The following is a 20,775-nucleotide window of genomic DNA, read 5'->3' as shown; positions in this document are numbered from 1 at the left end:
GGAGGGTGGATGGGTGAAGGGGTAGGCGGGTGGGAGGGAGAGGGGGGTGGGGAAGGTTAGAAAGATGAGGCGGGTGAGGGAGGTTAGTTGCAGTTGCTCACAAGCCCATTTGCAGAACAGGAGTTTAAACCGATGATCAGTCCATCCTTTCCGTGGGGTGAAGGGCGGCGGAACGCCTTTCTCGACGGGGGTCTGGGGCCTGCGAAATGGCCCCAGCAGCAGTTCTGGCTTTTGAGCAAAATTGTGCGCCGCCTCAACCCGGCGGCGGCGACGGCGGACTAAACGGCGATCCTCCCCCCTCCTCCATCGGCATATCCAAAAAAACGCGATCGCCCCCCTCCACCCCCGTCAAAATCTGCGTCTTCCCCCCCTGCGTCAGCCCCACCGTCACCGGCCGAAACACCGGCTTGCCAGCGGCATCCGCCACCCGCACCCCCAGCTGGCCATTCTCAGTCGCGATCGCCACCGTCGGCACCAGCAGCGCCGCCGCCACCGTCTCACCCACAAACGTCGCCGCCACCGTCATCCCCGATCGCAGCCGATTCTGCCCCGTCTGCAGCTCCACCGTCACCTGAAACACCGTCACATTGTTTTCAACCAGTGCCTCCGGCGCAATCCGCTTCACCCGGCCCTGAAACGTCTCCTGCGGAAAAGCATCGGCCACAATCTCAACCGTTTGCCCCACCGCCACCTGGCCAATGCTCGCCTCCGCCACCTCCACCTCCACCTCCAGCCCCGCAGACAGGGCCAAAATTGAGCTAGAGGTCGCCGAAGCCGTCGCCGATGCGCTGGTCGTCGGCGTCACGATCGCCCCCACCGTCGCATAGGTCTGCGTCACCACCCCGTCAAACGGAGCCCGAATCGTCGCCTCGCCCAGCTGGGTTTGAACAATGTCGACCTGGGCTTTGGCCGCCGCCACCGCCGCCGCCGCCGCCGCAATCTCTTCAGGACGAGAGCCGCTAGCGGTTTCAGCCAGCTGCTGCTGGGCCTCGTTCAGGCTCGCTGCCGCATTGCGGGCCTCAGTTTCGTACTGATCTAACTCGTTTTGAGAAATCGCCCCCTGGGCCGCCAGATCCCGAAAGCGATCGCGCTGACTGGTCGCCAACGCCACCTGCGCCTGCGCCGAGGCCACCTGTGACTCAGCCCGACGAATCGCCTCGGGCCGATTGCCCGCCACCGTGCGATCGTACTCAGCCTCAGCCTGGGCCAGCTGGGCGCGGCGCTGGGCCAGCTCGGCCTCCAGCGTGCCCACCTCCATGCGGGCTAGCACCTGCCCCGCCGCCACCACGGCCCCCTGATCGACATAGAGCGCTTCCAATCGGCCGGCGGTTTTGGGGCTCAGATTTACCGTAGTCACCGCCACCACGCTGCCCCGCCCGCTCACCCGCACCGTCAGTTCAGCGGTTTCGACCGGCTGGGTCACGGCGTCGAGATTGCTGCTAGCTTCACGGCCTGGGGATGGCAACAATCCCACCCGTGGCCCAATTATCGCGACTAGACCCAGCAATCCCAGCAGCGCCAGCAGCCAGACCCACAGGGGTCGGCGCTTTGGCTTCGCTACCGACTCGCCGAGATCAGGATCAGGCGATGACTCCTCCGCAACCGGAGCTGTCAAAAAAGGCTCTGCCATAGGTTCTCTATCTACAATCGTCGTTGGGAAAGCTTCTCTTAGCCCCGAAGCTGAGGCCAAGAGAAGCCGGGAGTGATGTTTAGGGAGTGGAAAGTAGTCGATGCACCCAAAGGCCGATGGAAACGCTGCCTAGAGGCGGTCAACCAGCCCGATAGACTGGAGCTGCTCCAGCTGTTCGGCGGTAAAGATGGTCTCAAATTTGGCCATCATCACCTCACTTAGCGTAGATAGCTGAGCTTCCTGGCTGTCGCTCAAGTCGAGCTGAGCCAGCCATTCCTGGGCATTGCCCGCATCAGACTGACCCGTCTGATCGGCCCGCAGTTCCTCCAGCTTCGCCAGCTGCTCCTCGGTTAACACCGCTTCGAACGAGCTTTTGTAGTCTTCCATCACCGACTGCAACTGCTGAACTTGGTCACGACTGAGGTTGAGGTTGCGCATAGCCTGGGAGCCAGCGCTAGAACTCACCCCCGCCCTAGGGCTGGCATTGGGCACCATTTGGGCGATCGCCAGGCCGCCCCCCAGCAGCACTGCGGCACTGAGACCAAGCAACAATCGCCCGGCAGTGCGAAGGGCTAACACATTAGGCATAGTTTGATTTCTCCATAGCAACGCAACCGTGGAACACACAACCAACCCCCTAGGCGCTTTCGCTTTCGGGTAGCCCCATCCTAGGGAGATGCCCCCCGTCTGCACCTGAAGCAAAGCTCCCAAACCGGCTAGGGCAAATGTCGCTGTGAGGGTGCCCTGGAGCTAGGAGGTTTGTCCTACTGGAGCCGGGCCGCAATGGGATGTCAGCCTCTAGTCACGGCCGATTGGTGGCCTGTACAGTTGAAGCAGCCAAGCCTGTTTGGACGTTAATTTTCGGACGCCACTGTGGTGAAATCTGCGTTTCTACGAGGGCCAAAGCCCGCCTCCCCGAGGGAATTGCCTGGGGCTGACCTGAGCCACCCCTCGCCGCTCCGACAGCTGCTCTACGTCGAGTGGGTGCTGCTCGGTATTGCCGTCTGCTTAACCCTGCCCTCCTTTGTAGTGGACTTTGAAACCGGGGTAGCCTGGTTAGAGGTGTTGACCATTGCCCTGCTGGGCCTGATGGGGCTATGGCGACCGCCGCAACGACCCCAAAAACTGTTCTACACCGCTATAGAGCTGGGTTTGCTGCTGCTGCCGGCGATGACCACTAGCCATATTCCTGCCATGATGCGCATTTTGCCGCTGCTGGGATTGGTCGTGGTGGTGCGCAGCTGCCAGCGCTTTAGACGGTGGGGGCAGGTCGGGGTGGTGGGCATTATTTTTGGGCTACACGGGACGATCGCCATTATCTACACCGGCACGTCTCTGCACGAAGACATCAGGCAACGCATTATTCCACCCCCGCAGCAGTTGCATCTCCACATCTTTCAAACCAACGCCATGATTGTGTTTGGCCTGGTGCTGGTGTTTGTGTCGCTGCTGGTCAACGCGCTGCTATCGGTTTACCAAAGCCAGCAGGAGCTAGCGATCGCCCACGAGCAGCTGCGCGCCTACGCCACGCGGGTTGAAAACCAGGCCACCCTCCAGGAGCGCAACCGGATTGCCCGCGAAATTCACGATTCCCTGGGTCACGCCCTCACGGCCCAAACCATTCTGCTAGAGAATGCCCTGCTGTATCTGCCAGCCCAGGCCGATCTGGCCAGAGGCTACCTCACCACGGCCAAAGACTCAGCCTACCAGGCGCTGCGGGATGTGTCGAAGTCGGTTTCGGCCCTGCGCAACAGCCCCTTGCAGGGCCAATCGCTGACCACGGCAGTGCCCCTTTTAGTGGAGGAATTGTGCCAATCGGCGGGCATGGGAACCGACTGCTCGGTCGAGCTGCCCGAGCCGCTGCCCGACGACATCAAGCTGGCCCTATTTCGGATTGTTCAAGAGGCGATCACTAACGCTGCGAAGCACAGCCAGGCCACCGCTATGCAGGTCAAGCTGAGGGCCAACGCCAGCCGCGTCTACCTCCAGGTGCTCGACAATGGCCAGGGCTTTGACCCCAGCAAAAACACCACGGGCTTTGGCCTGCGAGGTATGCACGAACGGGCGATCGCCCTGGGCGGCACCTGCCAAATCTGGAGTGCCCCCGGTGCAGGCTGCCGCATCAGCGTAATTCTGCCGCTGCCTGCGGCGATCGATCATCCCGCCTAAGCATTCCGCCTAGGAGTCCAGTGCAGCCACCCATCTACTCCCTCAACCCCCTCACCCCATGATCCGACTCCTCCTCGTCGACGACCAAACCATCATCCGCCAGGGCTTGACCAACCTCCTAGAGGCTCAACCCGACCTCACCGTGGTCGGCATGGCCGAAAACGGTCAGCAGGCCGTCGATCAGGTCGCGGCCCTCTACGCCACCCCCCGCCAACCCGACGTGGTGCTAATGGATGTGCGCATGCCCCAGGTGGATGGCGTCGCCGCCACTCGTCAGATCTGCGATGACTTTCCGGGGGTGAAGATTTTGGTGCTCACGACCTTTGACGACGACGAATATGTGCAGCAGGCCATGCGCTACGGGGCCAAGGGCTACTTGCTGAAGCAGACCCCGGTAGAGCAGCTGGCGATCGCGATTCGCGCCGTGCACCAGGGCTACACCCACATGGGGCCAGGGCTGTTTGAAAAAACCCAGTTCCCTGCGGCCCCCGCCGAACTGCCCGCAGCGCTAATTCCTCCTGAGCTGGCGGGGCTGTCGCCCCGTGAGCAGGAGGTGCTAAAGCTGATTAGCAACGGCCTTAGCAATCGCGAAATTGCTGCGGCTCTGTATATTTCTGAGCGCACCGTGCGCAACCACGTTACTAGCATTCTGAGCCAGCTGCAGCTGCGCGATCGCACCCAGGCGGCGCTCTATGCCAGCGGCTTTTGGCCCCAAGTAGATGGCCTTAAAGTAAAGTAGCGAAGCTGCGATTTGCCCCCGTTGAGTTCTCATGAGCTATACACGCATTTCTGGAGCTGAATTGCTAATTACCAGGAGCGAGCTGGTCATACCCTCCATAGGTCAGGCACTTCAGTCTTTCTTCGGCAGCGGTATGGTTGCCTGCGCGCGCAGCTATCCAATCCATACATACAAACTCAATTACCCAAAATCGTGTAAAGCATAAGGTGTCTATTTCGGACACCTTATGCTTTACACGATTGGTTTCACGGCATTTAGGAATGTAGCCTCGACTTTTTGGTCACCACAACTAAGCATCTAAGATTCGAGTTCATCAAAACTGCTGCGAACCTGTTTCAAGAGTTCTGGTACCAATGCGTCCAATGCTTGATTAGCCTCATGCTCCTTACTGACCTGTTTAAGAGTGCTGAGCTCCTCTAAAGTGTTTTCCAGCTTCTTGAGAAGCTGGCGTCTTCGAAAAATAGGAACTGAGTTCCTATTTTTCTGGGAGAGTTCCTTTTTTTCTTCTCCAAGCACTCTGCGTACATAACGAGTAGAGACTCCAATAGCTACGGCCAGAGCGGGACCAAGCGCCTTCTCTCCCTTTTTAGGACGACCACGAGTCTCCTTATAATTTAGCTCTCGTAAACGGGACGCTAGTTTCTCGATCTGGTCACGGGAGTAGTTAACCCGCTTTTCGTTTTCGGCCAATTCAACCTGCAGCGCTTTCTCCGGTTCAGCTCCTGCGTCAAAGGGCATAATTCGAACAGGCACCAAGTCATCAGCAAAGTGCTCGGCAAATTGTTGAGGCTTATGTTCTTTGAGATATGCAACTGCCGCTAAACGGTGGGCACCGGCGAGCAGAACGTCTTGGCTATCAAGAACTAGCGGCTCAATCAAGCCAAGTGCAGAAATAGACTCAGCCAACTCTTCAACATGATTAGGTCGTAATGGCCGAGTGTCTGTTTCCCGTTTACGGATTTGCTTTAAGTTTAGTAGCGAACGACGACCACGATCTTCCTGGGCTTTCGCCTCTGCCACCTGGTCCCGGTGGTGAATAGCTTCCGCAGTATCAACAGCGCTGCTAAAGACATCAGTCGCATTTCCCCGTTTCCTAGGCATCCTTCACCCACTCCGCAATTTTTTGTAGATCTTCTGCGCCCTTGCACTTTGGGTCATACTCCATCACCGGCACCCGTTCTGCGCTGGCCCAGGCTAACGTCGTGTCTTGCCGAACAACCAGACGCTTTGTATGGGGATAGGCCGACACCAGTTGGGCATCAAGTGCCTGATCCATAGAACGCCGCAAATCAATCATGCTAAGCACTAAGGCGTAACGTCTGGCCCCCCGCCGACCTTTTTGTTGACGCGCATTGAGCTCATTAATGACTCGACCCGCCCCCATTACGGCCAAGGGATGAGCATTAGTACAGACCAGAGCTATGTCGGCAGCTACCAATCCCAGTCGTTCCAGATACTCAACTCCGGGGGGACAATCAAAGAGAATCACGTCGTAGTCGAGGGATTCAACCACATCTGCGAGGTCTTCAGGATCTGAAGACTGAACGCCGTAACTGGTTAAATCTGGGCCACCCGGGAGCACATGCAAATTTTCCAATGCTTTGATTGGGATAGACGGCTGACCTAGCAACAATTGAGCAGTTCCTGCAGCTGTGGGGTCAGTTCCTAATACATAGGCGGTGTTGGACTGGGGATCCAGATCAACGATCAGTACCCGCTGGCCTTGGCTTGCGAACACAGATGCTAAGCCACAGGCAACCGTTGTTTTTCCAACTCCGCCCTTACGTCCACTAACGGCTATCTTGTAAACCATGGATGCTTTCCTATCTTTGTCTCAAAGGATTGATCACGGCGTTATCGATGTCTTTTAATCACCACACAAAACATTCACTAAGAGGTTGAATCTCCCTCTATCCGAGCCTCCAGCATCCGTCGGGTTCGCTCCAGTTCATCCACCAAAAGCTTTTCGTTAGGCAAGACCATTTGGTACTCTGCGGCCATTACTTTGTTGGCAAGCCCCTCTAGGGCGTAGTGCGCAATCGCTTCATCCTTCTTGTTACAGAGAACCAAGCCAACAGGGGGATTCTCGCCAGGATACATCCAATGCTCACGGGCATAGTTCAGGTAGAGATGCATCTGTCCAGCATCGGCATAACTGAACTCTCCCAGTTTTAGGTCAACAATCACGAGACAGCGTAAGCGCCGGTGAAAGAAAACTAGATCGACCCGAAACCACTGGTCTCCGATCCGTAGCCGCCGCTGACGACCCATAAAAGCAAAGTCTCCGCCTAGTTCAAGCAGGAAGTGCTCAATGTGATGGATGAGAGCAGCCTCTAGATCACTTTCTGAATACTCATCCTTGAGATCTAAAAACTCCAGGACGAAAGGATCTCGAATCTCTTCCTCCGGTGTCACAGCATCGCCAGGGCGTATTGCGGCAGAACTCTCAACCATCGCGGCTTTGTTACGAGCAATCAGCGTTCGCTCGTAGAACTGTGTCGCAATTTGCCGTGCCATCTGGCGTCCTGACCAGCCATGCTTCAGGGCCTCTGCTTCATAGAATGCTCGAGCCTGAGGGTCTTTAATCGAAATTAGTTTGACGTAGTGGGACCATGGCAACGGGAATTGTCCAGACATTGTCTGGATTATTGAAGCCAACTCCTTAGAGGCAGTGGGTTGTATCGCCTGCGCATAAGCCAGGTAGAATGCCCGCATCTGAAATAGATTGGAGCGGCGGAACCCTCGACCAAAGCGATTTGTTAGATCTTCAGATAATTTCTCTACTACCGCAGTTCCATACTCAGCTTTCATCTGTCCGCTTTGTTCTATCTGAACGATGCGTCTTCCGATCTCCCAGTAGGTGGTGGTCATAATCGAGTTAACAGAACGTGCTGCTGACTTACGGGCTGTGTCAAGCAGCTCAACAATTCCAGTGACTAAGCCAGAATAGGCACCTTCGTCGTCTGAGAACAAGGACGTTTGTTTTTGATCAGGGGGCTTAACCACGGGGTCATTCAACTCTGTACCGTCTGTAGATAGTAAAGCAGCAGCAGTTGCTGCTCACTATCAAGTTCAAGCCAACGCTTCCCATTAAAGCGATCCGAAATGAACTGACAAATCATTTCATAAGACCACCCCAGCTTATGGACTTGGTGCTGTACCTGGGACTGAAGCTCTAGATCAGGGAGATGAGACTCCTGTGGAAAAGAGGTTTCATCCCCCCGCACCCCCCTTTCCAGAGAAAAAGAATTCAAATCCGACCCCACGCCACTGGCGCAAAGCGCCTTACCCTTCATATTTTTCTCCAAGGGGTGTAATTCTTTGATTTCCCCGGGTTCTGGCGATTCTGGGATTGCTTCAGAACTTGCCTGCTCAGGGGCTAGAAAGCTTGCTAACTGGGCTATTACACCCTCTTGGTGCTTGGGATGCCAGAGACTGAGGTGCTTATAGAGGGTTTGCTGGCTGACCTTGGCCCCCCGGGCGATCGCCTGGGCCCGTGCCGTGATCTGCTCGGGCAGTTCTCCTGCCTGCTCTAGCTCCACGTAGGCGGTACGAATGCGGTTCTGGGCGTCCTCGGTCTGCCTTTGGTTAAAGGGAACCAGGGTGTTTTTGGGATGGCTGGTGTCGCGGCTGGGGGGGGTGCCCAGGGGCCAGTAGTAGTTCTCAACGGCTCTGGTCCAGGCGATGACTTTGCGCTCAATGTCGTGCTGGTGGCGGCAGTACTGCTCGTAGCCGGGGCAGTGGAGGGCGATGCGCAGGGTGTAGTCAATCAGGGCCTGGCTCTGAAGACCCTCGAAGACGTGGCCATAACAGGCAATGGTTTTAAGCAGATGGTTGGTCTGGCCGTGGGCGGTCCAGCCTTCGGTAATTTCGAGGTCGAGGTCGTGTCGCCAGCTCTCGACGGGGTGGCTGCGGCGCTTGGGTCGCTTGCGGTGGTTGTCGCGGCCAAGTTTCATGGCATGGCGCAGGGTGTCCATGTCCTGGTGGCTGGCGGCACCATCCCAGAGCCAGAAGAACCGGGCCAGGCTGCTGCCGATGGGATTGAGGGCATCGTCGAGCAGGCAGGAGCCGCTGCCGGGCTGCAGGGGCAGGCGGTGCCCCATGTATTCGATAAAGGTTTGAACGCCGTAGGCTTTGACGTTGGGGAAGATTTCGAGCTGCCCGGCCTGGAGCCGAAATCCTTGGGCTTTGAGGCATTCCTTGAGGGCAACGGCCAGGTTAAAGGTATTGACCCACTCGGCAAAGGGAATGTACAGGTGCAGGCCGCCGCTCCAGCTGGAGCGAATCAGCAGGGTGCGGGTGATGCCGATGGTCTCTAGGGCAGCGCGAATCTGAGCGACGCCTTTGGCGGTACAGTAGTCGCCCCCGGCATCAAGGTCGAGCAGGGCTTAGCGGGTGTCGTGGGTGAAGCGGACGCCGATCAGCTGGTTGGCGTCTTGCCAGTGGTTCCAGAGAACGCGGGGCCGCAGCGGGTAGTCTTTGATAGTTGTCCAGGCGACTTTAGCGGTGGCGTCATCTGGCAGATCGGCGCGGATGAAGTTCCAGCGGTAGTGGCCAAAGATTTCACACAGCCGCTGGCCTGTGGGGTCAGCGGGGAGGGGTTCAGAACGAGGAGTCTTACGCGACTCCTCGCCCCATCCTATAGATGCGGTCATAGGGGCCTCTCTCTCCTAAAAAAGAGCAATGGATATTGCCCCGAGAGAGATCCGGTGTTACCATAGCCGCATAACATTTACTGCGTGGCTTGGGAACTGGTCCTCTCGGGTTTTCGCTTTTTAAAGAGCCGGTGGCATTTGCTGCCGGTTCTTTTTGCCTGTTAAGGGTCTGGTCAGGACGCTTAACGCTGATTTACGCGATCGCCAGGGGGTCAACCCAGCAAGGCGTAAATCATTGCCGGATCATAGTACAGGTGTCTAAGCCGGGCAAGGCAAACGCTAAAAATTGGGTTTGATGGGTGTTTTGGGGTTGGTATCGGCCTCCTAACGTGCAACAAAAGACTGTAGTTACCGCTCAGTTGGCGGTAGTTGCCAGGGCTCTAGACCAGCGTTGAAGAGCTGCTGTTCTAGTTGAGCTACTTGCTCGTACAGGGCATCGCGTTCTGCGTAGGCTTTACCTCGATCAGAAGTTTGTGGCGTATAACTACTGACCTGTGGAGCTTTGCAGGCATTCAGGCGCAAAAAGTTTGTTCCGTTCTGCTGAAAAGTCCCAACCGCCTCAGCCGCGCTGGCGATGCTCACCCGGCGACTACCATCGGGCATCTGAAACCCAGCGATCGCCAACGGGTCGAGCGTAACTGTGGCGCGCTTGGCCTTATCCCCCATGGTCATCCGGCCACCCGTTGCCACAGGCGGGCAATCTCAGCCAGCAGCACCTGAATGTTTTGAGTGAATGCCCGGTGCTCTGTTGAATTAGCCTCACGGACTGCCCGCATCTCTGCGCGGTCGGCCCTGGCTTCGGCTAAAAACACTTCAAACCGCTGATCGGTTTCCTGCTGCTGCCGGCCCAGGTCGGCAATCATCTGCACAGTATCGGCGATCGCGTCTTCCATGCGCCGGTTGGTATTAGCCGCCGTGGAGCTGCTAACCTCTTCGGCTTCAGCTATGCCGTCCTCAATGCGAGATGACCATGCCTCAATAGCACGGGCGTTGCTGTCGGCGATCGCACGGGTTTCGCGCAAGCCAGCGGCATTCTGCTCAACAATAATCTGAGTGCGGGCCTGGCTCTCTGCCACGGTGGCCAGCAAGGCTTCTACACGGTCTAGGCGATCGCTGCTGTAGGTCATTTTTCATCCTCCAGTGTTGTAGCCGCAGGAATAGCTCCAGCCTCTTCAGCCTCTCTCACGGCTTTCTCTATCAAGAAATTGCACAAATTAGCAACAGGCCGACCTTCAGCCTTAGCCCATCGTTCCAGCTTCTCGTGAATCGTGTCTGGCATTGTCAGCCCGACGCGCTTGCTCATTGATTCATCGCCAGTCATTTTTCACCTTCAGTGTACGAGCAAGTTGCGAAACCGAACCAAACTAAACACTACAGTAACTTATTAGTTCAACAAAGTAACTTATTTGTGCTATCACTGTAACCATTCGTGGAACGCAACCGGAACAACTTAGTTCCACCAAACCGCTCAAGTATTGGTTTGCCGAAATTTTGACCTGTAACCAAGAGGTGTAACGACGTGGAACGTGAACCGCTATCGATTCGCAAGTTCGCTGAGGTCTGTGGGGTATCGCATACTGAAATCGGCCGCAAGATGACGGCCCTGGGTATCTCAGGCACACCCCAGGGCAAAGGATTGCCCACCCTGCTCAGCCCTGCCGAACAAGACAAAATTGCCGCTGTGCTATTCATTCCTGCCGAACCACCTGCCCCGCCTGCTCAGCATGTGGATGTGTTGGGCAGTGGCCTCTCGGTCTACACACCCCCGCCGCTAGCTATTCGGGGTGTCAACAGCGAGCTGAGCCGTCATCTGCAACAACAGCAGCTCACCCAGGCGCTAGGAGCGTTTAAGGGCAATCAGGCCAGCTTTAGAAACGCTCTGCTGGGCATGGCGGCTGAGTCAGGGCGTCAATTAGGCCACGAGATGGCGATCGCAGAGATGAACGCCGCCCTGGCCACCCATCAGCAGCTGCAAAACACGGTGGGAAAAGAACTGGGCGTCGTCACAGATTCGCCCGATACCGCCGCCTAGCTCTGTTGGCCCTGGCTACGGCCGGGGTCGTAATCGCCGTTTTATTCACGCACTAATCCCACACAGCAATCGCCGATTAATTCCTACCTGACAGGGTGTCATCATGGTTTTTCGAGCCGCCCTATTGGGGCAAGCGTGGCAGAAATATCGATCGCAATCGCCCCGGATGCAGTGGGGCATTCCCTTTGCAGCGGCCGCCCTGGGCGGGATCGCCCTGACCATTTATTTGCCCTACCGGAGCAGCCAAAGCCCTCCTGCACCACGGGTTCCAGGCGCTTATGACTTCACGGGCACTGACCCATTAACCCTAGCAGGCATGATGGGCAGCGAAGAACCTGAAGCCGTTGCCAATGCGTTAATCCAGATTCTTCCCGCCTACGACCTGTGGCTACAGGATCAGATGGCCAAAACGCTGGATTACCCCATCGCCAAGGAAACCGAGAGGCTGTTAGGCGAGGCCCGCAAAGAGGTGGCGACGGCCTCTCTAGATACCAAAGACTCTGTGGGCGATATCGACCTCAGTGGGTGCGTTGAAACCCTGGAGCCAGTGCAGTGCATCCTGTTGCGCTACGCCGGCGACGGCATCCGGCAGATGAACGACGCATTGCAGACCAATGATGCCTACGCCCTGACCCAGGGGCTGGTACGCTACCACGCCGCCATCAGGGGTGTATTCCCGCAAGAGTACGTGCGGTTCGACGGCTCAGAGCTGACCCGTGGGCTCACCGGCCAACGATTCGCCATCATGCGCCTGAAAGAGTATCAGCCCGCCGCACGCAGCCCGGTCAATCCACTGCTGATTAACCCCCGCACCACCCCACCAGACCTCATTAAGGAGTCGATGGAGTAGGTTTATGGCGCTTTACCTTGGCAACCGACAACAGCAGATGCTCAGTATGGGCCTCACCCTCAGCGGGTTAGCCGCCCTGGTGGGGGGCGGAGCCTTGGCGTGGGCCAATCCTCAGCTCTACAACCCCCGTGTCTATGAGGATGCTTGGGTATCGGGGCGGATGCAGGGCGAGCTGGCGTATCAAGCGCCGACCGACCGGCGCGGCCAGGCGCTGGGGCAAGCGCTAATGGCCTTTGGGTTTGTCCTCGGTGGCAGTGGCCTTTATCTGGCCTCTGGTGACCCCGCCACCCTACGCCCTGAAGAACTCCCCAGCCATCGTGCCGATGGGCTGAAAGGCCGTGGGGCTAACGGTTCTCCAGGTGAGCTGGTGCCTGAAGATGCGGTTATAGCCTCGATCAAAACCAAGATCATGCACCTGGTGGGGGCGAATGAATGGCTCCGGCAATGCCTGATGGCCCCGACCGTGGTGATCATCGGCGACAGCGGCAGCGGCAAAAGCACAATAGCCAATGCGATCGCCGTGCTCCGGTTCATTCTGTGGGGCTGGCCGGCCTCCATCTTTGACCCCCACGCCAAGGAGAACATGCAGTTCTCTACCTGGCTAGTGGGGCGGCTCTACGGCTTAGGTAGTGACCCCGAGGGGTCGATCCGCGAAGGGCTCATGCAGGCGATGAAGCCGTTTGAACCCTTCGCCCAGGACAACAAAACCCGCCACACCCTGATCTGCGACGAGTTTACCGGCTGGTCTGACGGTAGCTATCCCGGACTCGCGCCCATTGCGCAGCCCACGCTCAGCCACGCCAACCGCACTACCCGCAAGCAGGGCCACGGCATGATCGTGCTGCTGCACGGAGACAAAAAGGGTACGGCGGGCGGTGAAGACTTGGGCAGCGGCATTCTGGAGTCGGTACTGAGGTTTGCCGCTGTCATCAAGGTGGACGGCAAAACCGACGATTGGGGCAACCCCTGCTGGGCTGGAACCGCCCGATTTAAGCCGCCTGGTAAGCCCTACACCGAGGGCGAAATGAGTCCGGTGGTGGTGCCCGAGCTGATCAGTCCTGGTCGGCTCAAGCGCGAGCTTGGCGATCTCCTAGAGTATCTGGGCATTGGCCTGGAAAAGGACCCAGCGCCACCCGCCCCGGTCATTCCCCAGCAGGTGCAGCAGACCGTAGAGGCCGCTTTTAATCCCGAAGCCTGGCAAGCGATCGCAGAGCGGCTTTACCAAGGTCCGGTCGCGGCCGACGGGCCAGGCCTTGAGTCTCTGCCCGATTGGGAGGCCATTCGGCCCATCGCCGAGTTGCGCTCGCTGCTCCTGTTCTGCCGGCAGAAGGGCTGGCGCACGGCTGATGTTGGCCGCCTCAAAGGCAGCTGGGGTAAGACCAACAAGATCACCAGCCGCGAGGCTATTAGACAGTTAGTCGAAGCCGCGATCGCCGCCAATGTAGCGGTGTGGTCGGCCAAGAATCGGGACGGCGAGGGTTCCGAATTTCAGATCTTGCCAGGATGGCAATCTTGGCCCACCTGGCTTGAGTAGGGACGGTGCTGGGGACTGTGGGGATATTGGGGCCACAAGGGTTGCAGCGTTCCCCACCTCTCCCCACCGCCCCGGGTTAGCACCAGTTTTTCACCACATCCACACCAGAGGAAATCATGGGTAAACATCACACTCCAGTTTTAGGCCCAAACGGTCAGCCTGTTTCTAGCAGCGGCAGTCGCCCAGCGCTGGATGACAAAGCTAAGGGCGTAATCGGCGAGATCAGCACCGGCTACTACCTGTGGTGGTGGTGCATTACGCACCCGGTCAAGCTGCTGCTGTACTCCATCGGCGGGGTAGGGGCTCTTGCTACGGCCATCCTGGTTTTGAACTTTGGCATCTCTTTAGCGGTTGGCGACGGTCCCTCCGTCATTCGCCCGATTCGGCGCGCCGACGTGGGCGACTGGGGCGATCGCGCTGGGCGCAACACCCGAGAGTTTCTGGAGCAGCGGCGACAGCCTGCCCCGGAGCAGTGAGAGCCGCAGCCGTTCTAGCCGCCCTGGTGGTATTGGCCCTCGATCTGGCCGCTCCAGGGCAGTACACATTCAAGTGGATTAACGATGGTCAGCCAGCCCTACAGCTTAACTATCCAACTCCCCCGCCCCAGTGACGAGGTGCGCGGATGGCTGCGCGCAGGGCTGCTGATTGCCCCAGCGATCGCCGCGATCGTTCACCCTGGGCTAAACCAGCGGGCCGACGATGTCTTGGCCAAGGGTGAGCTTCATGTAGCCTTGCCAGCGGTTCGCCTGTTTGGCAAACAGGTGATTCCCAGCAAAACCCTGTTTTACCAAGCTTCCCCCCTGGTGGGCAGCTCGATACCAACCGGGGTTAGTACCGGGCTCAGCGATGAACCTGTAAAGGTTGGCATGACGGTGGCTGGTTACCCAGTCACCTCCAACTTTGGTCCCCGTACCGCGCCGTGCGCAGGATGCAGCAGCGACCACAAGGGCGTAGACCTGGGTACCCCCACTGGCACCCCGCTCAAGGCGTTTGTGGCTGGCACCAAGGTCAGTTGTTGGTGGGATGGTGGTGGCGGTGGGCAGGTGGCCTCTATCTGGATTGGCCCCGAGTTCTACCAAGCGCTGCACCTCAGCAGCTGCAGGAATGGCACCTACGGCCCTGGTGAGGTTTACGCCCGCACGGGCAACACCGGCAGGGGCAACGGGGCACACCTGCACTGGGAACAGAAGATCGGCGGGTCAAAGGTACAGCCCAAGAAAGGAGTGCTCGAAGCGACCCTAACCGGCGCACCGCCCGCAGGCTTTGACCCCTCCCCATACCTGGGGAATGCTGGCGGCAAAGACTTAGCCCAGTTTGTGGCCAACTTTGAAGGGTTTCGCGAGTGCCCCTACCTTGACCCCGTTGGCGTTGCGACCATTGGCTACGGCACTACCCGTTACCCCGATGGCCGCGCCGTGAAGATGGGTGACCCCTGCATTACCGAGGCCCAAGCCGCCGAATATAAACAGGGTGACTTGGCTAAGTTCAACGCGATCGCCAAGGGTGCGATCGCCCGTCCCATGACCCCGTCCCAAGAAACGGCATGGACTAGCTTTCTGTATAACGTTGGCCCCGCTGGGGCACAGTCCACCGCTGTGCAGCGCTTTAATGCAGGCGACATTGAGGGAGCCGCTGAGGCTCTAAAGCAGTGGGACAAAGGCAAGGTCAATGGGCAAATGAAAACCCTGCCGGGGTTAGTCAACCGGCGGGCCGAAGAAGCAGAACTACTCAAGCAATAGGAGTTCCTATGGGTCGTCCCCTTTTGGCCTTAGTCGCGATCTCCCTCGTTAGCAGCAGCTGCACCATTCGCCCTACGGGTGATGGCGGTATCGCGGTGGCCCCGATGCAGGATACTCCCGTCAACATCAAAGCGTTGGTAACGCAGCCTGAGGCACCAACTCCCGAGCCCAGCCCAGTCCCAGCAGCGGCAGCGGGTCAATGCTCCCCCGCTACGATTGCCTATGGGGAATGGTTAGCCGCCCGCATTACGGGGCAAAAGGAGGGTAGCCGGGTTAATGTACGACCCCAGCCCTCTACCTCAGTTCACATCGGTAGCTATGGCTTGGTCGGGGAGTCAATTGCCGTCATGGGCGAGGCGATCCGACCCGACTGTTCGAAGTGGTATCACGTTCAATTCCCCACCTCTGGCTATCAAGGATGGGTGTTTGGGGATTTTGTATCGATTCAGAAATAGACAATGACCATCTCCTTACGCTGGCTCTACGGCGACTCCAACCGCAAACACCACCTGCAACCGGCGCGAGCGCACTGGGCTGCCTCAGCGCGGTGAACCCTGGGGGCAACCATTGAGCCTGCTGTAGCGCGATCTCGCAGCGACCAAACAAAACCCCCACCGGCACCGCTGGCCCGTGGGGGTTAGTTCTCAGGTTGCATCTACGATTCAGGACTCCTGCCCGCTGCTAGCCCATGGTGCCCTTGTCGGTGGGGGCGGTAGCAGGGGTAAGCTGTTTGGCGTAATATGAAGCCGATGGGGATGCTCTTAATGAAATTAATTCATCAGATTCTTGATCAAAACAACACCGGCAAGGATTTAACGCCATGTACTTCGACCGAGTGAACAAATTCCAGTTCCCGGTTGGTCACAATGCAGAGATTGGGCAGCCGTTCTAGCACGATGCTTAAAACAATTTTGGCCTCCAACCTGGCCAGCGGCGCACCTAAGCAAAAGTGAATGCCATTGCCAAAGGCCAGGTGAGGGTTGGGATCGCGATTGATGACAAACGCATCGGCGTGATCAAACTGGGCCTCATCTCGATTGGCCGCACCCATCCAAACGGTAACCATTTGCCCGGCTGGAATGGTCTGCTCACTGAGCTGAGTTTCGACCTGAGTGAATCGGGCCATAGCCTGCACTGGTGATCGATAGCGCAAGACTTCTTCAATTGCCAGCGGCAGCAGTTGAGGATCTTGTTTAAGCTGTGCAAATGCCTCTGGATAGTCGTTAAAGCAGAGCACAGCATTGCCCAAGAGATTGGTCGTGGTCTCGTTCCCGGCCACGAGCAGCACGATGCAAAAATCGACAAGTTCTTGCGCTGAGAGGGTCTCACCTGCTTCGTGGGCGGCAATCAAATCGCTAATCAAGTCTTGACTGGGGTTTTTACGACGCTCGACTAGCAAATGCCGAAAGTAGTCGGCCATAGCGGTTATCGCTTCTCCGTCGTTGACCACAATGCCGTCTGACCAGTGTTTAAAGTCGCTGCGATCGCCCACTGGCACACCTAAAATCTCAGCAATTACAATCACCGGTAACGGAATCGCTAAATGGTGCATAAAATCCATTTCACCCTGATGCTGAACCGTGTCAATCAACTCGTGAGTAATCTGTGCAATGCGAGGGGCTAGCGCCTCCACTCGTCGGGCGGTAAAGACTTGGCCCACGAGCGATCGCAGCGTGCGGTGCTTTGGTGGGTCAGTAAAATTCAAGCTTTCGGTAAAATCGGTTTGCTCAGGCGGCAGCGGAACCTTAGACGAGAATGTTTGCCAGTCAGAAAAGACTTGCTTGACATCGTTGTAGCGAAACACCATCCAGCTTTGGTGCTTTGGGTCGTAAAAAACCGGCCTGTTGCGGCGCATCTCGGCATACCACGCAAAGGGATTGCGGAAAAGTTCAGAATTTTGCACAGTACATCTCCTAAATAGTTAAAAGTTCTCAGGACAAATCGGGCCAGCCAAAAGCGGCAGCCTCAAACGGTGATTTTGAGCTAAACCCTAGGGGTGATGCTTAAAACCTAAGGGGCAGAAAACCAGCTCATGCCGGTGGTTATAGCGATGGCCGTCGCCACGCCGTATAGCGTGATGCCAATCAGTGAGAAGACTAGAATTTGCCGTGGTGCAATGCCAGTCAGCGGCCCAACAATGGCCACCGTCCAACTTCCCAAAAGGGGTGTCATGGGAATGAGAAACCAGGCACCATGGCGGCTTAAAACCTGTCTAACCCGCTGCCCGCCGCGTTTCTCTAAGCGCAAAAGCCAAACGCGCAGCTGAGGAATTTGCATGAGGCGATCGTAGCCCCACAGCAGCAGTGGAATGGGCACAAAGCTGCCCAGTACTCCCCAAAATACCGCTGAAACCGCGTCTAATCCCAGGGCCATGCCCGCCGGAACAGCCACGTAAACCTCGGCATAGGGAAAGAATCCTACTGACCATGTCGTCAGTGCTTTAGTCACGTACTCTATTGGTGACATAGTGATGATTCGGGATGGGATGGTAAGACATTGAGTCGTTAGAACCGATGGAAATGGGATTGTTCAACAGCAGGTTGCGGTAGAGACATTGCAGTGTAATGCCCCTATCCAGGATTGAATGGCAAACAGCACCGTGTCGAGACGAGCCGTTGATATAGGTTCAGGACAAGCGATGGTCAAAGACCGACTTTGGAGGGCTGTCGCACCGCTTTAGTCGCCATAAACCAGGCAAAGCCCAGCAGGATCGAGTACCCAGAAAATAGAAATGCCGCATAGCGTCCGGCGGTTTCGGGGTGCATGTTGCTCATTAAGTCAGCAAAGCCCGCCAGAATAGGAATCTCACCCAGCATGCCAGGCAGCGCAATGCAAACTGCGCCCTGCAACCAGTCTTTAGGCTCAATGCGCCGCCACCGCATCAGCCCCACAAAAACCAGCGTGTATAGCCCGCCAGTGCTGGCCACGTTGAGCCAATATTCCATAACCGAGCGCTCAAAGAAAATTGAGCCCACCTGTCGATAGGCCATAGTAGCTGCCGCCCAAATGCCAAACCCAGCCAGCACGAGGCTCAAGCGATCTTTCGTGTTCATGGTGATTACCTGTAAAACGGTGTTAACGTAATACACATTACGTTAATAGTAAATGTAATAGCCATTACGCTAACTGTCAATATGAGTCGCCCCACCGAACCCCAAAAGAAAGCTGAGTTGATAGAAAAGTGCCTGGAGGTGGCCGTTGAGACGGGCGCACTAGACGCTAGCATTAACGCGATCGCCAAGCGCATCGGCACCAGCGGGCGCATGCTGGTCTACCACTTTGGCTCCAAACAAGAGCTAGAGCGCCAGGTCATTGCCCGACTAGAGGTGCGTCTGCGCGAACAGCTCCAATCGCTGCAAAACACAGCCGTAGCCGATGCCGATACCTTTGCCGAGTCTCTGCTGGCAATGTGGCAGCAATTTACCACCCCAGAGATGCAGGGCTGGCTAAAGCTGACTATGGATCTCAACCTGCGAGCTATGCATGGCGATGCTGAAACTCAGCAGTTTCTGGAGCGCGAGGCCCAGCAGTGGATTGAGTCGCTGACGGCGCTGACGGGAGATGAAGCGGTGGCGCGATCGCTGTTTCACCTATTTCAGGGGGCCACTCTCGATTTTCTGGCGACCGGCAACGTCCAGCGCGGCGAGCAGAGCATCAAGGCATTTTTAGCAGGAATGCGATCGGTCAAACCGTCCTAGGAGGCCCCAAATCACAGCTTCGCTACTTTAGGGCCAAGATGTAGCGTGGCGTAAGTCGGAACGGCTAGCTGCGCGCGCAGGCAACTACTCAAACTCAACCTACAAGCCTTCATCAGGCTAAGACCATTAAGCACTCGGCTTGATTGATAGTCACCTCAGCTACCTTCCCACAGTGCCATTCTGCCCATTCAAAGTCGATATTTTAGGAAACAGGATTGTAGGCGGTTTAACGCCAATCTGAGCGGCCGCGTCTTCTCGGTTCGCCCCAGCGCATTGTTAGGCTATTGATTCTTCTACTCTCCTTCCAGCCAATCCCCTGGTTTCAATTCAAGTGTGAGCTGGGGCTTGGGGTTGCTGGCGGCGCTGACCCTACCGCATCGAGTTCAGTCCGAATACGTTCCCTTCAGTATCCATGCATAGCGCCACCCAGCCAAACTGGCCAATAGAGAATTTGGGGCGCAAGATTTTACCGCCAGCCGCGGCTACCCGTGTTTGCTCCTCGGTGCAGTCATTCACACTAAAGTAAATCATAGTGCCGCCAGGTCCGGGGCGGCCGTGGGGAGACTTAACGAGCGCGCCGGCTGCGCCGTATGCACCCATGTCTGCGGGAAAGCCCCGCATGATAGTTTCTCCGGTTGGATCGCCAATCGGCTCCAGCTGCTGCTGGAAGATGGCCTCATAGAAAGCCACGGCGCGGTCCATGTCTTCCACATACAAATCGAACCAGCCAATCGCGTTCACTTTTTTCATCGCAAGCTCCTTGGTTACAGGTGATGCGAGTATATCGGGCTTGCGCTGCGCGGTATTGTACGGATCAGACGCCGAAGCGCCTTCGATACTGACCGGGGGTATAGCCGATGGCCCGCCGAAAGGCATGGGTGAAGTGAGCCTGATCGGCATATAAATCGAGATAGTGCTTTTGGAAAGACTGCTGTACGCGCAGAACCTTGAGCAGGTCGTGCGGAGCGAAGCCGGTGAGGCGCTTGAGGGTGCGCTGCAACTGCCGAGGGGACAGCTCGAGCAGCGCCGCCATATCGGCCACTGACCGGATGGCGTCGAGATTCGATAGGATGCACGCCGTCTCTGGGTTGGCGTAGACATGGCCGTGCGTTATACACCACCACACGTGCTCAGACAGCACATGCGTCATATCTGCGAATTCAAGACTCACGAGTCGTCGGCTCGTCTGCACCAGCGGCAAGGCACCTCGGTACGGCGTACCGACATACCGATTCAAGATTTCGTTACGGTCCCCCTGCCACACACCCGGATAGAGCTGCACCCCTACATAGTGGAACGATGTACCCAGGTTGAGCGTCGTCGCCTCGGTGTGGAGCGCCGTGATCCCGGCAATCTGCGTGTCAACCAGGTTGAATAAGAGGTTCACGCATGCATCGGGCAGCGCGTGATACTGAAAGTCTTCCGGCAGCGTGGCAAGCGTCCGCAACTCCCAGAAGCAGTGGATCACTTGGGATAGGTCGTTGGGAGGTGGAAGCTCTGTGTAGCGCACAGCCGATCCACGAACCGAAAATCCGTCTCGAGTTGGGGAATACATGGCGATCAACTCCATCAATCACCCCGATGAACGAGGATAGGGTCACGCGAAGTTTCAAGGCGAGGTTTCCTAAGCCTAACGGTTCGCTTGAGCGGTTGCCGATAAGCTTGGTACAGCATTGACTAACTTCGCTAATCCGCTCCGAGCGAGTCGTTGTGCTGTAATACTTCAGAT

26 protein-coding genes are annotated in these 20,775 nt (G+C 57.2%); 11 read left to right on the top strand and 15 right to left on the bottom strand.

Annotated features, from left to right (window positions below; genetic code table 11):
• The first annotated feature begins 132 nt into the window (after positions 1 to 132).
• Positions 133 to 282 carry a hypothetical protein gene (locus tag IQ265_RS09650; protein WP_194052800.1) on the top strand — a complete coding sequence of 50 codons (150 nt, stop codon included), beginning with the start codon at positions 133 to 135 and terminating at the stop codon, positions 280 to 282.
• Here the strand turns inward: IQ265_RS09650 and IQ265_RS09645 are convergent.
• Together IQ265_RS09645 and IQ265_RS09640 are read right to left on the bottom strand one after the other, a co-directional pair.
• The gene (locus tag IQ265_RS09645) at positions 254 to 1,630 is read right to left on the bottom strand and encodes an efflux RND transporter periplasmic adaptor subunit (protein WP_194052799.1); all 1,377 of its coding nucleotides are present in this window, start codon (positions 1,628 to 1,630) and stop codon (positions 254 to 256) included. The two genes, IQ265_RS09650 and IQ265_RS09645, sit on opposite strands and share 29 nt — an antisense overlap.
• 129 nt (positions 1,631 to 1,759) lie before the next feature.
• A complete protein-coding gene (locus IQ265_RS09640) occupies positions 1,760 to 2,218 on the bottom strand; it encodes a hypothetical protein (RefSeq protein ID WP_194052798.1) in 459 nt (152 codons plus the stop codon).
• Positions 2,219 to 2,506: 288 nt separating this feature from the next.
• Here IQ265_RS09640 and IQ265_RS30070 point away from each other — a divergent pair, with 288 nt between their 5' ends.
• Entirely contained in the window at positions 2,507 to 3,799 is a 1,293-nt protein-coding gene (locus IQ265_RS30070) for a sensor histidine kinase (protein WP_347404938.1), read from the top strand.
• Between the two features lie 58 nt (positions 3,800 to 3,857).
• Positions 3,858 to 4,538: a response regulator transcription factor gene (locus IQ265_RS09630; protein WP_194052797.1), complete on the top strand. Its 681-nt coding sequence runs from the start codon at positions 3,858 to 3,860 to the stop codon at positions 4,536 to 4,538.
• A 297-nt stretch (positions 4,539 to 4,835) separates the two neighbouring features.
• Here IQ265_RS09630 and IQ265_RS09625 read toward each other — a convergent pair whose 3' ends face one another.
• From IQ265_RS09625 to IQ265_RS09610, 4 genes are all read right to left on the bottom strand, one after another.
• A complete protein-coding gene (locus IQ265_RS09625; RefSeq protein ID WP_194052796.1) occupies positions 4,836 to 5,639 on the bottom strand; it encodes a ParB/RepB/Spo0J family partition protein in 804 nt (267 codons plus the stop codon).
• Complete coding sequence (locus IQ265_RS09620) at positions 5,632 to 6,351, bottom strand: ParA family protein (RefSeq protein WP_194052795.1); 720 nt, start codon at positions 6,349 to 6,351, stop codon at positions 5,632 to 5,634. The genes IQ265_RS09625 and IQ265_RS09620 overlap by 8 nt, the downstream gene beginning before the upstream one ends.
• A gap of 77 nt (positions 6,352 to 6,428) precedes the next feature.
• On the bottom strand, positions 6,429 to 7,511 hold the full coding sequence (locus IQ265_RS09615) for a PDDEXK nuclease domain-containing protein (RefSeq protein WP_194053089.1): 1,083 nt from the start codon (positions 7,509 to 7,511) through the stop codon (positions 6,429 to 6,431).
• A gap of 41 nt (positions 7,512 to 7,552) precedes the next feature.
• A complete protein-coding gene (locus tag IQ265_RS09610; RefSeq protein WP_194052794.1) occupies positions 7,553 to 8,515 on the bottom strand; it encodes a hypothetical protein in 963 nt (320 codons plus the stop codon).
• Here IQ265_RS09610 and IQ265_RS09605 point away from each other — a divergent pair.
• The gene (locus IQ265_RS09605; protein WP_194052793.1) at positions 8,498 to 8,857 is read left to right on the top strand and encodes a hypothetical protein; all 360 of its coding nucleotides are present in this window, start codon (positions 8,498 to 8,500) and stop codon (positions 8,855 to 8,857) included. The genes IQ265_RS09610 and IQ265_RS09605 overlap by 18 nt on opposite strands.
• Positions 8,858 to 8,926: 69 nt before the next feature.
• Here the strand turns inward: IQ265_RS09605 and IQ265_RS09600 are convergent, their stop codons facing one another.
• From IQ265_RS09600 to IQ265_RS09585, 4 genes are all read right to left on the bottom strand, one after another.
• Positions 8,927 to 9,193 carry a hypothetical protein gene (locus tag IQ265_RS09600; RefSeq protein ID WP_194052792.1) on the bottom strand — a complete coding sequence of 89 codons (267 nt, stop codon included), beginning with the start codon at positions 9,191 to 9,193 and terminating at the stop codon, positions 8,927 to 8,929.
• A gap of 348 nt (positions 9,194 to 9,541) precedes the next feature.
• Positions 9,542 to 9,865, bottom strand: coding sequence for a hypothetical protein (locus IQ265_RS09595; RefSeq protein ID WP_194052790.1), 324 nt, complete (start codon positions 9,863 to 9,865; stop codon positions 9,542 to 9,544).
• A complete protein-coding gene (locus IQ265_RS09590) occupies positions 9,862 to 10,320 on the bottom strand; it encodes a hypothetical protein (protein ID WP_194052788.1) in 459 nt (152 codons plus the stop codon). The genes IQ265_RS09595 and IQ265_RS09590 overlap by 4 nt, the downstream gene beginning before the upstream one ends.
• Positions 10,317 to 10,514, bottom strand: a complete 198-nt coding sequence (locus IQ265_RS09585; protein WP_228037748.1) for a hypothetical protein — start codon at positions 10,512 to 10,514, stop codon at positions 10,317 to 10,319. The genes IQ265_RS09590 and IQ265_RS09585 overlap by 4 nt, the downstream gene beginning before the upstream one ends.
• 198 nt (positions 10,515 to 10,712) lie before the next feature.
• Between IQ265_RS09585 and IQ265_RS09580 the strand changes: the two genes are divergently transcribed.
• From IQ265_RS09580 to IQ265_RS09555, 6 genes are all read left to right on the top strand, one after another.
• Positions 10,713 to 11,225, top strand: coding sequence for a hypothetical protein (locus IQ265_RS09580; RefSeq protein WP_194052786.1), 513 nt, complete (start codon positions 10,713 to 10,715; stop codon positions 11,223 to 11,225).
• A gap of 103 nt (positions 11,226 to 11,328) precedes the next feature.
• Positions 11,329 to 12,075 carry a hypothetical protein gene (locus IQ265_RS09575; RefSeq protein ID WP_194052784.1) on the top strand — a complete coding sequence of 249 codons (747 nt, stop codon included), beginning with the start codon at positions 11,329 to 11,331 and terminating at the stop codon, positions 12,073 to 12,075.
• 4 nt (positions 12,076 to 12,079) lie between these two features.
• Positions 12,080 to 13,609 carry an ATP-binding protein gene (locus tag IQ265_RS09570; protein WP_194052782.1) on the top strand — a complete coding sequence of 510 codons (1,530 nt, stop codon included), beginning with the start codon at positions 12,080 to 12,082 and terminating at the stop codon, positions 13,607 to 13,609.
• Between the two features lie 116 nt (positions 13,610 to 13,725).
• Positions 13,726 to 14,085 (top strand): hypothetical protein, encoded by a 360-nt coding sequence (locus IQ265_RS09565; protein ID WP_194052780.1) that lies wholly within the window; start codon positions 13,726 to 13,728, stop codon positions 14,083 to 14,085.
• An 84-nt stretch (positions 14,086 to 14,169) separates the two neighbouring features.
• Entirely contained in the window at positions 14,170 to 15,348 is a 1,179-nt protein-coding gene (locus IQ265_RS09560; RefSeq protein WP_194052778.1) for a glycoside hydrolase family protein, read from the top strand.
• An 8-nt stretch (positions 15,349 to 15,356) separates the two neighbouring features.
• Complete coding sequence (locus tag IQ265_RS09555) at positions 15,357 to 15,803, top strand: SH3 domain-containing protein (protein ID WP_194052776.1); 447 nt, start codon at positions 15,357 to 15,359, stop codon at positions 15,801 to 15,803.
• 335 nt (positions 15,804 to 16,138) lie between these two features.
• On the opposite strand, the gene IQ265_RS30065 is transcribed toward IQ265_RS09555, so the two are convergent.
• From IQ265_RS30065 to IQ265_RS09540, 3 genes are all read right to left on the bottom strand, one after another.
• Positions 16,139 to 17,251 (bottom strand): cytochrome P450, encoded by a 1,113-nt coding sequence (locus IQ265_RS30065; protein ID WP_347404937.1) that lies wholly within the window; start codon positions 17,249 to 17,251, stop codon positions 16,139 to 16,141.
• Between the two features lie 107 nt (positions 17,252 to 17,358).
• Positions 17,359 to 17,814 carry a small multi-drug export protein gene (locus IQ265_RS09545; protein ID WP_194052774.1) on the bottom strand — a complete coding sequence of 152 codons (456 nt, stop codon included), beginning with the start codon at positions 17,812 to 17,814 and terminating at the stop codon, positions 17,359 to 17,361.
• 176 nt (positions 17,815 to 17,990) lie between these two features.
• Positions 17,991 to 18,401, bottom strand: a complete 411-nt coding sequence (locus IQ265_RS09540; protein WP_194052772.1) for a DUF5367 family protein — start codon at positions 18,399 to 18,401, stop codon at positions 17,991 to 17,993.
• An 81-nt stretch (positions 18,402 to 18,482) separates the two neighbouring features.
• Here IQ265_RS09540 and IQ265_RS09535 point away from each other — a divergent pair, with 81 nt between their 5' ends.
• Positions 18,483 to 19,046: a TetR/AcrR family transcriptional regulator gene (locus IQ265_RS09535; protein WP_194052770.1), complete on the top strand. Its 564-nt coding sequence runs from the start codon at positions 18,483 to 18,485 to the stop codon at positions 19,044 to 19,046.
• Positions 19,047 to 19,415: 369 nt separating this feature from the next.
• Here IQ265_RS09535 and IQ265_RS09530 read toward each other — a convergent pair whose 3' ends face one another.
• Both IQ265_RS09530 and IQ265_RS09525 read right to left on the bottom strand, forming a co-directional pair.
• Positions 19,416 to 19,796 (bottom strand): VOC family protein, encoded by a 381-nt coding sequence (locus IQ265_RS09530; RefSeq protein ID WP_194052768.1) that lies wholly within the window; start codon positions 19,794 to 19,796, stop codon positions 19,416 to 19,418.
• A gap of 64 nt (positions 19,797 to 19,860) precedes the next feature.
• Complete coding sequence (locus IQ265_RS09525) at positions 19,861 to 20,616, bottom strand: AraC family transcriptional regulator (RefSeq protein ID WP_228037747.1); 756 nt, start codon at positions 20,614 to 20,616, stop codon at positions 19,861 to 19,863.
• Positions 20,617 to 20,775: the final 159 nt, after the last annotated feature.

Origin of the sequence: Nodosilinea sp. LEGE 06152 (assembly GCF_015207525.1) — a bacterium.
In the GTDB taxonomy this organism is placed as follows: Bacteria; Cyanobacteriota; Cyanobacteriia; order Phormidesmidales; family Phormidesmidaceae; genus Nodosilinea.
The sequence above is the reverse complement of the archived record's forward strand: the minus strand, read 5'-3'. Positions and strand labels throughout refer to the sequence as shown.

What these genes read in the sequence shown, in the direction of transcription:
- IQ265_RS09650 (WP_194052800.1), top strand. Translation starts at nt 133, where the DNA reads ATGATCAGTCCATCCTTTCCGTGGGGTGAAGGGCGGCGGAACGCCTTT.
- IQ265_RS09645 (WP_194052799.1), bottom strand. Translation starts at nt 1,630, where the DNA reads ATGGCAGAGCCTTTTTTGACAGCTCCGGTTGCGGAGGAGTCATCGCCT.
- IQ265_RS09640 (WP_194052798.1), bottom strand. Translation starts at nt 2,218, where the DNA reads ATGCCTAATGTGTTAGCCCTTCGCACTGCCGGGCGATTGTTGCTTGGT.
- IQ265_RS09630 (WP_194052797.1), top strand. Translation starts at nt 3,858, where the DNA reads ATGATCCGACTCCTCCTCGTCGACGACCAAACCATCATCCGCCAGGGC.
- IQ265_RS09625 (WP_194052796.1), bottom strand. Translation starts at nt 5,639, where the DNA reads ATGCCTAGGAAACGGGGAAATGCGACTGATGTCTTTAGCAGCGCTGTT.
- IQ265_RS09620 (WP_194052795.1), bottom strand. Translation starts at nt 6,351, where the DNA reads ATGGTTTACAAGATAGCCGTTAGTGGACGTAAGGGCGGAGTTGGAAAA.
- IQ265_RS09605 (WP_194052793.1), top strand. Translation starts at nt 8,498, where the DNA reads ATGGCGCAGGGTGTCCATGTCCTGGTGGCTGGCGGCACCATCCCAGAG.
- IQ265_RS09610 (WP_194052794.1), bottom strand. Translation starts at nt 8,515, where the DNA reads ATGGACACCCTGCGCCATGCCATGAAACTTGGCCGCGACAACCACCGC.
- IQ265_RS09600 (WP_194052792.1), bottom strand. Translation starts at nt 9,193, where the DNA reads ATGACCGCATCTATAGGATGGGGCGAGGAGTCGCGTAAGACTCCTCGT.
- IQ265_RS09595 (WP_194052790.1), bottom strand. Translation starts at nt 9,865, where the DNA reads ATGACCATGGGGGATAAGGCCAAGCGCGCCACAGTTACGCTCGACCCG.
- IQ265_RS09590 (WP_194052788.1), bottom strand. Translation starts at nt 10,320, where the DNA reads ATGACCTACAGCAGCGATCGCCTAGACCGTGTAGAAGCCTTGCTGGCC.
- IQ265_RS09585 (WP_228037748.1), bottom strand. Translation starts at nt 10,514, where the DNA reads ATGACTGGCGATGAATCAATGAGCAAGCGCGTCGGGCTGACAATGCCA.
- IQ265_RS09575 (WP_194052784.1), top strand. Translation starts at nt 11,329, where the DNA reads ATGGTTTTTCGAGCCGCCCTATTGGGGCAAGCGTGGCAGAAATATCGA.
- IQ265_RS09570 (WP_194052782.1), top strand. Translation starts at nt 12,080, where the DNA reads ATGGCGCTTTACCTTGGCAACCGACAACAGCAGATGCTCAGTATGGGC.
- IQ265_RS09565 (WP_194052780.1), top strand. Translation starts at nt 13,726, where the DNA reads ATGGGTAAACATCACACTCCAGTTTTAGGCCCAAACGGTCAGCCTGTT.
- IQ265_RS09560 (WP_194052778.1), top strand. Translation starts at nt 14,170, where the DNA reads ATGGTCAGCCAGCCCTACAGCTTAACTATCCAACTCCCCCGCCCCAGT.
- IQ265_RS09555 (WP_194052776.1), top strand. Translation starts at nt 15,357, where the DNA reads ATGGGTCGTCCCCTTTTGGCCTTAGTCGCGATCTCCCTCGTTAGCAGC.
- IQ265_RS09545 (WP_194052774.1), bottom strand. Translation starts at nt 17,814, where the DNA reads ATGTCACCAATAGAGTACGTGACTAAAGCACTGACGACATGGTCAGTA.
- IQ265_RS09540 (WP_194052772.1), bottom strand. Translation starts at nt 18,401, where the DNA reads ATGAACACGAAAGATCGCTTGAGCCTCGTGCTGGCTGGGTTTGGCATT.
- IQ265_RS09535 (WP_194052770.1), top strand. Translation starts at nt 18,483, where the DNA reads ATGAGTCGCCCCACCGAACCCCAAAAGAAAGCTGAGTTGATAGAAAAG.
- IQ265_RS09530 (WP_194052768.1), bottom strand. Translation starts at nt 19,796, where the DNA reads ATGAAAAAAGTGAACGCGATTGGCTGGTTCGATTTGTATGTGGAAGAC.
- IQ265_RS09525 (WP_228037747.1), bottom strand. Translation starts at nt 20,616, where the DNA reads ATGGAGTTGATCGCCATGTATTCCCCAACTCGAGACGGATTTTCGGTT.